General features: G+C 62.9%; 14 protein-coding genes and 1 pseudogene. 7 read left to right on the forward strand and 8 right to left on the reverse strand.

Annotated features, from left to right (window positions below):
• Positions 1-6 precede the first annotated feature (6 nt).
• Entirely contained in the window at positions 7-570 is a 564-nt protein-coding gene (locus LH19_RS27215; protein WP_054735791.1) for a recombinase family protein, read from the forward strand.
• Positions 563-1,054, forward strand: a complete 492-nt coding sequence (locus LH19_RS28290) for a GFA family protein (RefSeq protein WP_145923703.1) — start codon at positions 563-565, stop codon at positions 1,052-1,054. Before LH19_RS27215 ends, LH19_RS28290 begins: the two co-directional genes overlap by 8 nt.
• A gap of 103 nt (positions 1,055-1,157) precedes the next feature.
• On the opposite strand, the gene LH19_RS27220 is transcribed toward LH19_RS28290, so the two are convergent.
• From LH19_RS27220 to LH19_RS28955, 4 genes are all read right to left on the reverse strand, one after another.
• Positions 1,158-2,468 (reverse strand): Fic/DOC family protein, encoded by a 1,311-nt coding sequence (locus LH19_RS27220; protein ID WP_054735579.1) that lies wholly within the window; start codon positions 2,466-2,468, stop codon positions 1,158-1,160.
• Between the two features lie 3 nt (positions 2,469-2,471).
• Positions 2,472-2,729, reverse strand: coding sequence for a hypothetical protein (locus tag LH19_RS27225; protein WP_054735580.1), 258 nt, complete (start codon positions 2,727-2,729; stop codon positions 2,472-2,474).
• Positions 2,730-2,860: 131 nt separating this feature from the next.
• Positions 2,861-3,259: a DUF3768 domain-containing protein gene (locus tag LH19_RS27230; RefSeq protein ID WP_054735583.1), complete on the reverse strand. Its 399-nt coding sequence runs from the start codon at positions 3,257-3,259 to the stop codon at positions 2,861-2,863.
• A 355-nt stretch (positions 3,260-3,614) separates the two neighbouring features.
• The gene (locus LH19_RS28955; protein ID WP_156344075.1) at positions 3,615-3,779 is read right to left on the reverse strand and encodes a hypothetical protein; all 165 of its coding nucleotides are present in this window, start codon (positions 3,777-3,779) and stop codon (positions 3,615-3,617) included.
• Positions 3,780-3,985: 206 nt separating this feature from the next.
• Between LH19_RS28955 and LH19_RS27235 the strand changes: the two genes are divergently transcribed.
• Together LH19_RS27235 and LH19_RS27240 are read left to right on the forward strand one after the other, a co-directional pair.
• Positions 3,986-4,411, forward strand: a complete 426-nt coding sequence (locus LH19_RS27235; protein WP_234716266.1) for an antitoxin Xre/MbcA/ParS toxin-binding domain-containing protein — start codon at positions 3,986-3,988, stop codon at positions 4,409-4,411.
• Entirely contained in the window at positions 4,408-4,893 is a 486-nt protein-coding gene (locus tag LH19_RS27240; RefSeq protein WP_054735585.1) for an RES family NAD+ phosphorylase, read from the forward strand. Before LH19_RS27235 ends, LH19_RS27240 begins: the two co-directional genes overlap by 4 nt.
• Positions 4,894-5,104: 211 nt before the next feature.
• Here the strand turns inward: LH19_RS27240 and LH19_RS27245 are convergent, their stop codons facing one another.
• The 4 genes from LH19_RS27245 to LH19_RS27260 form a co-directional block, all read right to left on the reverse strand.
• On the reverse strand, positions 5,105-6,925 hold the full coding sequence (locus tag LH19_RS27245; RefSeq protein WP_054735588.1) for a ParB/RepB/Spo0J family partition protein: 1,821 nt from the start codon (positions 6,923-6,925) through the stop codon (positions 5,105-5,107).
• A 46-nt stretch (positions 6,926-6,971) separates the two neighbouring features.
• Positions 6,972-7,163, reverse strand: coding sequence for a hypothetical protein (locus LH19_RS27250; protein WP_054735591.1), 192 nt, complete (start codon positions 7,161-7,163; stop codon positions 6,972-6,974).
• Between the two features lie 292 nt (positions 7,164-7,455).
• Positions 7,456-7,821: a hypothetical protein gene (locus LH19_RS29585; protein ID WP_234716251.1), complete on the reverse strand. Its 366-nt coding sequence runs from the start codon at positions 7,819-7,821 to the stop codon at positions 7,456-7,458.
• A gap of 39 nt (positions 7,822-7,860) precedes the next feature.
• Complete coding sequence (locus LH19_RS27260; protein WP_054735593.1) at positions 7,861-8,814, reverse strand: ArdC family protein; 954 nt, start codon at positions 8,812-8,814, stop codon at positions 7,861-7,863.
• 467 nt (positions 8,815-9,281) lie between these two features.
• On the opposite strand from LH19_RS27260, the gene LH19_RS27265 reads away from it, so the two are divergent.
• The 3 genes and pseudogenes from LH19_RS27265 to LH19_RS27275 all read left to right on the forward strand — a co-directional run bounded on the left by LH19_RS27265 (position 9,282) and on the right by LH19_RS27275 (position 12,964).
• The gene (locus tag LH19_RS27265; protein WP_082396451.1) at positions 9,282-11,411 is read left to right on the forward strand and encodes a TonB-dependent receptor; all 2,130 of its coding nucleotides are present in this window, start codon (positions 9,282-9,284) and stop codon (positions 11,409-11,411) included.
• A 40-nt stretch (positions 11,412-11,451) separates the two neighbouring features.
• Positions 11,452-12,546, forward strand: a complete 1,095-nt coding sequence (locus LH19_RS27270) for a PepSY-associated TM helix domain-containing protein (protein WP_054735599.1) — start codon at positions 11,452-11,454, stop codon at positions 12,544-12,546.
• Positions 12,543-12,964: pseudogene (locus tag LH19_RS27275) on the forward strand (type II toxin-antitoxin system VapC family toxin). Before LH19_RS27270 ends, LH19_RS27275 begins: the two are co-directional and overlap by 4 nt.
• Positions 12,965-13,105 lie beyond the last annotated feature (141 nt).

The raw sequence follows: 13,105 nt of genomic DNA on the forward strand, positions 1-13,105 counted from the left end.
CGCGACATGCTTGTTGGCTACGCGCGCGTCTCCACTGACGATCAGGATTTACGGCTGCAACGCGCCGCCTTGAAGGATGCCGGCTGCCGCCGCACCTATGAAGAGAAGGTGTCGGGCGCGAAGCCCAACCGGCCTGAGCTGGCCCGTATGATGGACCAGCTTCGTGACGGCGACGTTGTGGTGGTGACGCGCCTTGATCGGCTCGCCCGATCGACAAAGGATCTTCTCGATATAGCCGAGAAGCTGAACGACGCCGGCGCTGGCCTGCGCTCTCTGGCGGAGCCCTGGGCGGATACCACCTCGCCCGCTGGCCGTATGGTGCTGACGGTATTCGCCGGCATTGCCGAGTTTGAACGCGAACTAATCCACCAACGCACTAGCAGCGGGCGCGTTGCGGCGCAGGCTCGGGGAGTCCGCTTCGGTCGTCCCCCAAAGCTGACGCCGGACCAGATCGCGCTAGGCGAGCGCCTGGTTGGTGAGGGCACGTCCGTGCGCGAAGCCGCCAAGCTGCTCAAGTGCCATCATTCAACGCTCTATCGCGCCCTTCCCCCCGGCATGGCCGATGCCTGACCCTGACGAGGTGCCGCGCGAGGACGCCGGGCAGCAGAGCCTTGAGGGCGGATGCCTCTGCGGCTCGATGCGCTACGTTCTCACGGCTCCGCCACGCGTTCACTACTGCCATTGCTCGATGTGCCGACAATCGACCGGAAGCGCCTTCGCGGTCCTCGCATGGGTGCGATGGGACGATGTTGGCTGGCATGGTGAGACGCAGAAAACTTACCGATCATCACCGATCGCGCGCCGGTCCTTCTGCGGGGAATGCGGCTCGCCGCTGACCCTTCATTATGAAGATGACAGTGGGGTCGAGCCGGGGAAGGTGGCGTTCCATGTTGGCACGCTCGATCACCCTGAGCTTGTCGCACCTGGCTACCACTATGGGGCTGAAAGCCGCCTCCCTTGGCCGAATGCGGCGCTGGGCTTCCCGAACGGCAAACAGAGGAATCTTGGGAGGCGTAAGGGCCGCTCGCGCCCGTCAGCGCTGGCTACACTTTAGATCGATCCCGCCCATAGCGAGCTGGGAAGGGAAGCCGCCCAGCGCCGCCACTTCTTCGTCCACACACCGCTGCCTTTCCACCTAGGCGTCACCTAGGGCGACATCAGCGGCTGCGGCCCTTGTCCTTACTCGGGGAGGGCGATTGCTGCTGTGCTGCGCCACGGCCCCGTAACTCCGGCGCATTGGCGTTGAGCGGTTCGCCGGATCGGATGACCGCCGCGACGGCCTTGCGCGTCGACTCCCCCGTAGCCTCAATCGCGCGCGCGCTTTCGCCGCGGCCTCGAGCTGCCTGCACGGCGGCGTCAACGATGGCCTGGGCTGGCGCAAGGCGCGGATCGGCCGCGTTCTTCTCGGCCGCGTTCTTCAGGAACGCATCCGCTAGTCGCTCGTGCATGGGAGAATGACCAGGCGGGAAGATCGGGCGTTCAAGAGCCCTGATAGCCCGTTGGAGCTGCGCGCCCTGCTGCATGTTGATCTGCACCGCCAGCGCCGCGCCGATCTCGCGCACGCGCTCAAGCGGCGTCTGCTTCGGCGTTATGACGGCCTCAACCTCGCGCGATCCGAGATAATTCAGCAAATGCGACTGATAGACCGGCCCCTTCGCGTGCCGAACATAGGCCAGCTCGCCCCGGGCCTTGACGATTCCCTCGGTAGAAGCGCCGGCCTTCATCAACTTGCTTAGCCTGTCGGCCGCCTCCGCGCGCGCGACGGGCAAATGCTTTTCCAGCTCTTCGCGAACCTTGTTCAATGTCATTCGGTAGCGCTGCCCTGCAGGGGGATCGCGCGAAGGAAGAAAAGCGAGTCCGCCCGGGCCGGTGCGCGCCTCGGGTCCTAGATCTCGCTTGACCGACGCCGCCGAAAGCGCGGCGCTAAGCGCGCGATGGTCGCCCGTTGTGAAACCGTGACGCGATCCGTCCATCCATGCGCGTTCATCTATGCTGGCGATGCGGATCGGGTGGCCGGCCTCGCGAGCGATCTGCGCCGCGTGCAAGCGCATGGTTCGGCCGTTGCCTTCGCGGAAAGGGTGAACGGCATTCAGCTCGTTCATATGGTGGCCCAAGTGATCGAAAAACTCTTCCCGTTTCAAGCCGCGAAAGTTGTTCTTTTCGCCAAGCTCTTTGAACATGGCGTTGAGTCCATTGGCGATATAGGGGGCGTGCGCAAATAGACTGCCCTGTTTGCCGATGTTGACGGTCCGGTCCTGGCCCGCCCATTCGTACAAGTCTTGGAACAGGTGCTTGTGAAGGACGCGATAGCCATCGGGGGTGAGCGGGAAGTCCATGCGCGCGGCTTCGTTGCCGCGCGCACGGATTATCAGCCGCTCGCGTCGATCCAGTTCCTTGCCATCGGTGATCCCTAGTCGATTCCGGAGGACGTCGGTTCCAGGGTAGGCGTAAGGATCAGTGCCGGCCACCGTTTAGGCGGCTAGCTGGCCGGCTCCCGACTGGAGCAGGTCGACGATGATCTTGGTGGCGAGCGTCGGGGGAACGCCCTCGTCCATCATCATCGCGAAAAGCTCGTCCTCGTTGGACTCGGGCGTCATGCCTTCGATAGTCAGATTGGCACGGGAATCGCGGTCGTCCTCACGCCATTGCGCGATTTCCTCGGGGGTGCCCCGAACAAAATCCATCGCCCTGATCTGCGCCCGAAGCGCCTCGATATCGACCTTTGCCATCTCGCGTCCCCTTTGATGCAACCATAACGGACCTATGGCGAATTAACAACAAATCGCTTGTCTCAATCCTGAACCGTGCTGCCCCGATCCGCGCATTATGACGACGCGGACCGGCGGGGGGCGGAGGGCCTTTAATATTCGCTCGCAAGCATGATGGTCATAACGCGCGTGGTCTTCGCATCGTCCCACGGTGCCTCGCTGCCAAACTCCAATGCATTGTCGTAATAGTCGATTTTCCAGAACACGGTTTCGGAAATCTCCTTGTCGTCCTGCGGGCGATGCTGGGTCCATTCCCCCGACACCAAGCGATAGACAGCCCCAAAGTCCTGCTCGCCGTGAGGGTCGTTCTCTCCGGTGAAGTTGGCGAACGCGATGATCTGCGAAAGTGCGCCGATTCTGTCGGCATCCGACAAAGACTGAAATCCGATGGTGATATTGGCGCGACATGCAGCGCCGGGGTTGCTCCGCGCCATCGCGTTGAGCTTACGGATCGCTTCTACCCGGTCGGCCTCGTTCGTGTCGTTGGTCATTTTGGCTACCTCCTAGTGGCATGGGCCGCGTGGCTACGGCCTGCGGCTCTGCCGTTCCGGCGAGGAACGGGATGGGGAGGGAGGGCGAGAATCTACCGCTGGCGCGGGCGCGCTGCCTAGACCGGTCGGCGCACTCGGGCGCCGGGCTTACCGGCCTTGGCAGATTACACGGGCGGTCGATTGTCGTTCGGGAACGAAAGGGCAGGAGCCCTTGGTGTTCCCCTCGATCGGCGCGCTGCGCGCGCGGTGCGACGGTCGGCAAAGGATCTCACGCGAGGCGCGGCCGCCTCGCTACGCCTGCTGTCGCTCCATCTGTAACTGCAGAAAAGAGGGCAGGGGCGCGCCCCTGCCGACATCAGCCGGGGTTCTGTCGATCGGCAAGCGCCTTCTCGATCAGCTCGACGATTTGCGGTTGGTGGAACAGCTCGCCCCGCTTGTTGACGCCAAGGCCGGGGCCGTCCAGCACGTCGCGGGTGCGGGCCTGCACGATCTGGTCCAGCTCGGCGGAAATGGCGTCCATACCTGAGCCCGTCGCGCTGTGAACGTGGCGGGCTCAAACCGTTTCAGGCGGCAAAGATTGGGGGCGGGAGCCCTGTGATGACTCCCAACCCGCTAGGTCAGTTTACGCTCCCAGCTTCACAATGCGCCCGCCGCGAAACTCACCTTGCCTTTTGACCATTTGAGCCATACATAAAGCTCATATGGACGAAGGAAAAAATGATGAACGTGGCTGCATCCAGCTTCGCTGACTCGCTCGGGCTCAAGGTTGCCCAGCGCTCGCCACTTGCGATGGCCAATAGCATCAAGGCTGGCCTCCCGCTTTCCTCGCTCGAGCGCTTGTCGAAAGCTATCGCCCCTGACGACGCCAGCTTCCCCTACCGCTTCGTGCCGCGCGCGACGCTGACGCGGCGCAAGAGCGCCCGCGAGCCGAAGCTCACCATCGACGAGGGCAACCGCGTCGCAGCCGTCGCCAAGGTCTGGGAGTTCGCGATGGATATCTATCGCGACGAAGAGAAGGCGCGCGAGTTCCTCTATCGCCGGCACCCGATGCTTGAGAACCAAAGGCCGATCGACGTCGCCACTGATACCGGAGTCGGCGCCGACCTTGTCATCAATCTCCTAGGCCGCGCTGCCTACGGCGGAGCCGCGTGAGGCCGGGAATCGTCGATCGGGTTCTCTACAGCTACCGGATCGGTGATCCCGCAGGAAAGCACCCGATCTACGACGACGAAGGTGCCCGCCTGTTCCCGGGGCGCTGGAACACAACCAACAGTCCGATGCTCTACTCGTCTGAGCATTATGCGACGGCGCTCCTCGAGAAGCTCGCGCACTTTAACGGTGTGCTCCCCGATAATCAGCACTATATCCGCATCACCATCCCGCCTGGGGTCAGCTACGAGGAGTTCCAGCCAACTGCGCATCCAGGCTGGGACGGCATCGATGATTCGATCTCGAAAACGTTCGGCGCCAAATGGTACGTAGAGTGCCGCTCTTGCCTACTCATCGTGCCGTCCATCCCAGGCGGCCGCATCGAGCGTAACTTTCTGATCAACCTGCGTCACACCGACGCCGGCAAGATCACCCATGACATGGCCAGCCCGGTGCCTTGGGACACACGTCTGTTCCAACTCTAGGATGGTGGGTGGAACGGGGTTTCTCGCGCTGGATCTTCTTTGAAGTCGACTCTGCGCCGCTCGACCTTGGGCGAGCGGTGCGCGCGGGCTCGAAGGGGCCGCGGGCGCGACGGTCATGCGTAGCGTGGGCGTCGCGCCCGCGACGGGGGCGGACCTGGGCGCGGCGGTGAACGAAAGGGGGTCCGATTATCACCGGACCCCCGATCACTGGTCACGCCATTTCGGCGTCTTCCTCGATGTCCTCCGCGTCGGCCTCGTCCAGCTCGGGGAGGTCGGCCTGATCAAACGCGCCGACGATCATCGGTGCCGGAAGCCATTTCGCCGGGAGCCGTTCGGACACGTTGACGGCTAGATCGGCCTTCTTCTTGATCGTCGCGCAATTGCTGGCGCTGGCATCGCCAACCTGTTCGCGGAGAAGAGTGATAAGGGCAGGGCGCTTCATCCGGTCAAAGACCGCAATGGGAGCGGTCCAGCGCGAGGAAACGTCCACTTCTGCGGCCTTCGCGATCTGCTCGAAATGGCGATGCCGTTCGCCGGGGGAACCGCCCGCAAAAACGGTGCCGTCCACCATCGTCGCCACCAAACCGGCTAGCAGCGCCATCTTGTCGTCGCCGTCCATGCTGCGGATCGCGTCAAAGCGGCCCTCGATGGGAAGCGATGCGAAGCGGGTCGCCATTGTTTCCTCAACGGGCCGAACATCGCTGGTCGCCATAAGCTCGTCGGGAACGTCCGTGGGGACGGCCTTCGCCTGAACCTCAAGCGCCATCTGGTAGCTGCGGCCCCCATGCAACAACTGCCCCGCAAGGCTGTCTAGCAGCACGTCCAGCGCCAGCGCCGGGTTGCTGGCGACGCCCTCCTGCACGATCTGCGTCTTGATGCGGGTGAGGTCCGCAAAGAGACTGTTGCCATAGAGCGGGGCGGGGCCGTCGATGCCCGATCCCTTCGCCCTCGGCTCGGCCTTCGCCCGATAGACGCGCTGCCCTAGCGAGCCGTCGCGCGAAACCCACAGCGCCACGCCGCCGATAGCCTTCTGCTCGGGAGTGTAGATGCGCAGCGCTTCGGTGATCGCGTCGCGTTCGTCGCTAAGCGGCTCGATGCGCTCGCTGTCCTCGCCCTCGGCCTCGGCAATCGCCTCAATCTCGGTGTCGATTTCCGCCATGCGGGCGGCTTCTGCCTTAGTCGGCTCGCGCTGGCTCTGGTAGAGATAGCCCTTGGTGTAGAGGTCGTAAGGCTGATCTAGAGTGGCGCTCACCTCGAACCAACCGGCTGCGCGATACTCGTCCGCCAGCGCGTCTAGCTTCTCTTCCGCCAACTCTTGCACAATTTCGGGCTGATCGGCAAAGCCCTCGTCCCCCTGCGAAAACAGGTCAACGGTGATCGTGCCGTCCTTCGCCTCATAGGCTTCGCGCCCGACGAACAGGAACGCGCCGCTCTCGGTTGTCACCTTCTCCGTGGTCAGCATCCGCCGGATTGTGTGGGCGTGGCCGTTCGACGCCTTGAACACCTTTAGCTGCTGTTCCTGATCGCCGGTGAGGGTGAGGGCCTTCGCCGCCTCAAGGGTCAACTGATCCTTGGCGAGAATGTCCATCAGGGCAGGATTGAGCGCGGAAAGGCGAAGCATCTTATAGACGAAGCTGACCGCCTGCCCGAAGCGCGTCGCGATCTCGTCCACGTCCATGCCGGTATCGCGAAGCGCGGCAAAAGCCCGGATGCTGTCGGCGGGGTGCATGTCCTCGCGCTGGAAGTTCTCGGCAAGCGAAAGCTCGATAGCTTCGTCCTTGGTCCGAACCTCGACGGGGAAACTATCGCTATTCTTGATCGTCTTGCGCTTCGCCAGTTCCTTTAGGCCGCGATAGCGACGGCCACCGGCGAATACCCAAAACAGGCCGTCCTCCTCGTAAGCGACAAGGTTCTGCAACAGGCCATGTGCGGCAATGTCGTCGGCTATAGATTCGATGGCTGCTGGCTTCACCCGGCGCTGATTGAGCGGGGAGAGACGAAGCTGCGACAGTTTTGCGGTGATCATAGCCATTGGAAATCTCCTGAATATACGTGGTTGTCTGGGGGATCGGGGAGGGTCAGCCCTCCAACGCCGCCAGTTCGTCGAACTCGGCCGATGCGCGCGATGCGCCGTCGCCTGCGTAGGTGGTGCCGCTGCGCGGATAGAAGAAAACCCGCTCGCCCTTCTCGAAGGGGATGCCGTCGGCGCTCGTCCCGCTAGTCTTGGCGCGGGTCCAGTAGGGATCGCCCTTGTATCGCGTGTAAGCCATTGTCCTTCCTTTCCTTTCGAGGCTGAAAGCCGCTTGCTGCGGCAATCGGCTTCTGCCTCTCCGGCGAGGAGCGGGATGGGGAGGGAGGAGGAAAATCGATGGCCTGGTGCGGGCAGGCCGCCCTAGCGCGGCCGACGCCGATAAGGCGTCGGGTGCCGCGCTTGGCGGACCACACGGGGCCGTCTATTTTCCTTCGGGAACGAAAGGGCAGCAGCCCTTGGTGTTCCCCGCGACATGCCGGGCCTCCGGGGGAGGGCCGGGGCGCCAGCAAATCGACTTCGCGCGAGCGCGACTATGCGATGTGCCACGTGGCACACCTCACGCGAGGATCGTCACCCGCATGGGCCGAGACGCCGCAACGGCGGCTCGGTCGGCGCTCGATAGAGTGATATAGAGCCGTGCCCGGCAGGGTCGCCGGGGCTGTAGCGCCGGATAGGGCGCGCTGCCGTTCTTCGCGTTCGCCGCTCTTGGCGATATAGCTGCAACGGCCATAGTGGAACTCGAAACCGGCCCGTTTCAGGTATCCGCGAAACCGCTGGTGGGTGCGGTCGCTCCAATCCAGTGTGCCGGCATAGTTGCGGAAGGCGGTCACGGCATAGACGGAGCCGTAGTTCTCATCGCGCCAGCTAAGTTCGATCTTCGGGGGTGTCTTCAGCATCGCTCGATCCTTCGGGAAAGGGGAAGAGGGCGGCGCTGGTCAGGCGGCGCGGGACATCGCGAGCGCTGCCATGTGCGACAGGATCAGCTCGCTTGCTGCCTGTGCGGCGGTCGCTGCGCGGAAAATCGCCCGCTTGTCGTCGCGAAGGGCCCTGAGCCAGGACGCAACATAGGCGGCGTGGTCCTCCCGTTCGGTCGGCTCCATGCCGATCTGCGCGCAAAGCATGGCTGCGCCGATCTCGGCTATCAGTTCTTCGGCGGCCCGGATTTCCTTGCTCTTGCCGTACTCGTAGAGCGTTTCGCGGTTCAGCCGGGACGTATGGCCGGTGCTGTGGATGGCCTCATGCGCGAGGGTCGCATAGAAGGCGTTGCCGCTCACGAACTCGGCAAAGGCGGGCATGGTGATGCTGTCTGCAACCGGGTGATAATAGGCGCTGTTGCCGCTCTCGCGGTAGGGCACGGGGTAGCGCGAAAAGGCTGCATCAAGCTCGGGGTCGCGGTCGTCGCGGTTCTTAATCTCGACCTGCGGCGCTGGATATTTGGTCATGTCCAAGCCGTCGATCTGCTCGACGTTGAACACGATATAGCGCTTGAGGTAGTGGCGGGCGCGGTCCTCACCGTCCTCCCCCTCGGCGGGCCGCTGGTCGGCTTCGTCATCCTTCGGAGTGAAGGTGCCGGCATGAACGACAAGATTGCCCTTCTCGCCCTTCCTGACCTGTCCGCCCAGCTCGTGCGCTTGCCGGTAGGTCATCCAATAGGGGTTCGCATAGCCGCGCGACATGGCGGCGGACCAAAGCAACAGGATATTTATTCCGCGATAGGCGGTGCCTTCATGGCGAAGCGGAAGCGATGCCGCGCCCGATGCCCAGCGGGGGGACCAAGGGCGGGTGCCTGCCTCTAGCAGCTCAACAATCTGGTTGGTGACTTCCTCATAAACGTCGATCCGCGCCGTGGTGGTGGCGGTCTTACGGGCCTTGTCGGTGCTGCGTGCCATGTCCTGTTCCCTTCCTAGAATCGAGCCGAAGGCGATGGTGCGCCATCGACTTCTGCCCGCTGGCGAAGTGGGTCGGGGAATGGCGCAAAGATGGGCCGGTCATGGGGGAGGGGGATCTCCCGCCCTGCACGAAAGCGCAGCGAAGGAAGGGCGGGGAAACCCCCATGATCGCCAAGGGAGGCCGCTTGCGGCTGATACGGTCTAGCCCTTGCGCCAGGGGGCCGGAACAGGCCCCTAGATCACCATAAATGACGTGTCCGCATTGCCGCGCCGAGTGCTCACGCGAAGCGGGAAACGCGGAAGAGAAAGCCCCGAAGGGTCATTCGATCAGGGGAAGAGATCGTCGGCGAGGTCGAGTTAGTGGGAAGCGTTTACCCGCTATCCGGATATGACCAAATTCTAAGTGCGACTGACTTGCATTAGCGGGACGGTCCAGCTAGTGCACCCGCAAAAGCAGAGGGGTGCTCATGCGAACGAACATGGTATGTGGATCGGCGATACTCATCGTCAGCTTGGCGGGCCAAGCGCACGCTCAGGTGCAGACATCTGGCGCGCCCAGGCCGCCGAGCGACGAAATTATCGTTTCGGCCACACGCGTGCCAACGCCGATCACCGCCATTCCCAATACCGTAAAGGTGCTCGATCGCGCGACACTGGACGCCCAGCTTGCTGTAAGTCCGAGCCTGATCGACAGCCTCAGCTTCTCGATCCCAAGCTTCGCTCCGGGGCGGCAGAAGATGACAAGCACCGGAGAGTCGCTGCGCGGGCGGACGCCACTCTACATGGTAGACGGCATTCCTCAGTCGACGCCGCTGCGGGACGGCAAGCGCAGCGGCTTCACGGTAGACCCCGCGTTCGTTGAGCGCGTCGAAGTCATCTACGGGGCCAACGCAATCCAGGGTGTCGGCGCGACAGGCGGCGTCATCAACTATGTGACGACAACCGCGCCCGAAAATGGGGACTGGCTGAACCGGGTCACACTCGAGGGAAGCACGGACGACTTCGAAGACCACGGCTTTCACTACAAGCTGGCCGCGCTCACCGCGAGGAAGCTCGGTGCGTTCGATTTCGTCGTCGGTGCGACCCACGAGCTCACCGATCTGTTCTATGACGGCAACGGCAAGCCGGTGGGCGTGGATACCACCCAGGGCGACATCATGGATACCAAGGGATGGAGCCTGTTCACCAAGCTGGGTCTTGATATCGGTGCTGCACAGCGCTTCGAGTTGATGGCCAATCTCTTCGATCAGCGAGGTCGCGGCAGTTATGTGGGCGTGCCGGGCAGCATTGCTGCGGGGCGCCCCGCCACCTCGGTGAAGGGCGAGGGGCCGGGGGATCCGACGCGCAACGAGGCGCGCAATTTCACGCTCACCTACGCGCACCGTGATCTCCTGGGCGGTTCGCTGACGCTCCAGGGCTTCTACTACGACTTCTACGCACTGTATGGCGGCGACACATTCCCCGTCTTCCAAGATCCGACGATTGCACCCGTTGGGACACTCTTCGATCAGTCCGCCTTAAGCTCAGAGAAATATGGCGCGAAGCTGACTTATGCCTGGCAGGATGTGATCCTGCCCGGGCTTCAGCTTGTCACGGGCGTCGATTACCTGCGCGACAAGACGTTCCAAGAGCTGGCGCAGACGGACCGGCTCTGGGTTCCCGAGATGATCTACAAGGGATGGGCACCCTTCATTCAGCTCGAGCAGAAGCTGCTCGACGAGCGCATCCGTGTTTCGGGCGGGCTGCGTTACGAGCACGCGAAGCTTGATGTTCCTGACTTCACCACCATCGCGAGCGCCAACTCGACGGCCGTGCGCGGAGGCATGCCGAGCTTCAAGAAGCTCCTGAAGAACGCCGGCATCGTGTTCGAGCCGCGCGACGGTCTCTCGCTCTTCGGATCATATGCGCAAGGGTTCACGATGCCCGACGCCGGCCTGATCCTTCGCGCCGTACGATCCCCCGGTCAGACCGTGGATCAGCTGGTGGACCTCCAGCCGGTGATCGCCGACAACATCGAAACCGGTGTCGCTTACCGCCGCGACGGGTTCGACCTGTCGGCCAGCTACTTCTGGTCCAAGTCGAATCTGGGCTCGCGGATCCAGGTGATCGGCGGGGCTGGCGTGATTCAGCGTGAGAAGACGAAGATCAGGGGCCTCGAACTTTCGGCAAGCTATAGCTTCCCGGCCGGAACTCGGATCGGCGCGAACTTCGCCGCCTTGGAGGGCCGCTACGACAGCAACGGCGACAATGTCGTCGACAAGGATCTGGACGGCCGCAACATCGCGCCCGATCGGCTCAACGTCTTTCTGGAGGCGCCGCTGACATCCGCGCTGCGGGGCCGCGTTCAGATGTCGCGTCTCTTCGATCGCCGTTTCGAGGGCAATCCGGCGCAGTACGATTTTACAGGCTACAGCCTGGTGGACGCGATGCTGTTCTATGACGCGGAACGAATGGGCCGTTTCACGGTCGCCGTCAGCAACATATTGGACAAGCAGTACATCACCTACTTCTCGCAGACGTCGAACAACGTGAACGACGGCAACTACGTCGCTGGTCGCGGTCGGGCGGTGACGCTGCGCTGGCAGGCCAGCTTTTGACCGAAGCGGTGAACATGCTGACCGGGGGTAATCAATCCTGATGAAGCTGGTGGACCTCCTGCATCGCTGGGCTGGAGGATGCCTCGGCATCCTCCTGGCGCTGCTCGGCCTGTCGGGCGCGATCCTGGTCCATAAGTATAACTGGATGTCATTGCCCCACATGGGTGATCCCCAGGTACAGGATGTGGCGCTGCTATCCGCAGCCCTTGATAGCGTGATGACTCCAGCTCAGGTTCCGAGATCAATCATCTTCGCATCGGAGGATTTCGGCCTGCACCATCTCCGTTTCGACAAGGAGGCGGGTGCCTATACCGATCAGACTGGTCGGGTCGTTGCGCAGTGGGAGAGCAAGTGGGATCGCCCCGAACTGTGGCTGCTCGATTTCCATCATTATCTGTGGGCGGGTGACACCGGAGCGATTGTCACGGGTTGGCTGGCGCTGATCGGCCTCTGTTTCGTAGTCACCGGCTCAGTCTTGTGGTGCCGATCGCGCCGGTCCTTCAAACTTCGTCCTTGGCCCGCGCGGATGAGTCGTTCTGCAATTGTGCGCCATCACCGAGACGCCGGCATCGCCCTCGGTCCCCTGCTGTTCATCTCGCTGCTGACGGGTGCGATGTTGACCTTGCGACCCTTCGCCTATGTCGTTCTGAGCCCCTGGTCGTCGGCGACCGAGATGCGGGACGCGACGGCAGCGCCGAAGCTTTCAGGAGGGCCACTCTCCCCCTCGGTAAACTGGGGCGCCGTGCTCGGACAAGCACGACGCCGCTTCCCTGCCGCGGAGTTCCGGACCTTGATGCTGCCGAAGAAGCACGGCGATCTGATTTCGATGCGAATGAAGCAGCCGCAGGAGTGGCTACCGAATGGTCGCACCACCTTGTGGTTCGACCCTACGGACGGGCGCTTGGTGGAAGCGCGGAGTAGCGATGCGCTGCCCGCCGGCTCCAAGATCTTCAACATGGTCTACCCGTTGCATGCGGCATCGGTAGGAGGTCTGCCATACAAGCTAGTCATGACGATATCCGGGCTCGGGCTCACCATTCTAGGGGCTCTTACGACTTGGACATTCTGGTTCCGTCGCCCGCATCGAAGGGGATCGAGCATGCGTGTGATGGCGTTGAGTGATCAATCTGCATGAGGCGCACCGGCGTGCACCTTGGAGGGGATTGCCTCGATACCAACGTGCTCCTGCGCTTGATTGTGGGAGACGATGAAGCGCAGCAAAAGACGGCGATCGAGACGCTTGAGGCGGCCGAGCTGGTGGCGATCAGCGTCCATGCATTCTGTGAGTTCGCCTGGGTGCTGGGTCGAAGCTGCGGCGTGCAACGTACCGACATTTCCGCCGCGATCCGCCACGCCTTTGTTATGCACAACGTGGTTGCCAACCGCCCGACGATTTAAGCGGCCTGGCTGTGCTCGATGCCGGCGGCGATTTCGCGGATGGGGTTGTCGCCTTCGACGGCCAATGGCTCGGCGGCGAGACCTTCGTGTCGTTCGACAAGAAGGCCGTAAAACTGCTGGAAGGGCAGGGGACTGCTGTCCAGCTTTTGCTATGAGGAACCGCCTCCCTCGGTGAAGCCGAGTGATACGGCTTGACGCTGGATCAGCGTCTCGAGATGATCCAGCGTCAAGCGATGCATCGAAGGCCCCTTTGGCTTCTGCGATGGCGGCGGCGGCGGGCCTCGTTGGTTGCGTCC

The organism is Sphingopyxis macrogoltabida (genome assembly GCF_001314325.1).
GTDB classification, from domain to species: Bacteria; Pseudomonadota; Alphaproteobacteria; order Sphingomonadales; family Sphingomonadaceae; genus Sphingopyxis; species Sphingopyxis macrogoltabida.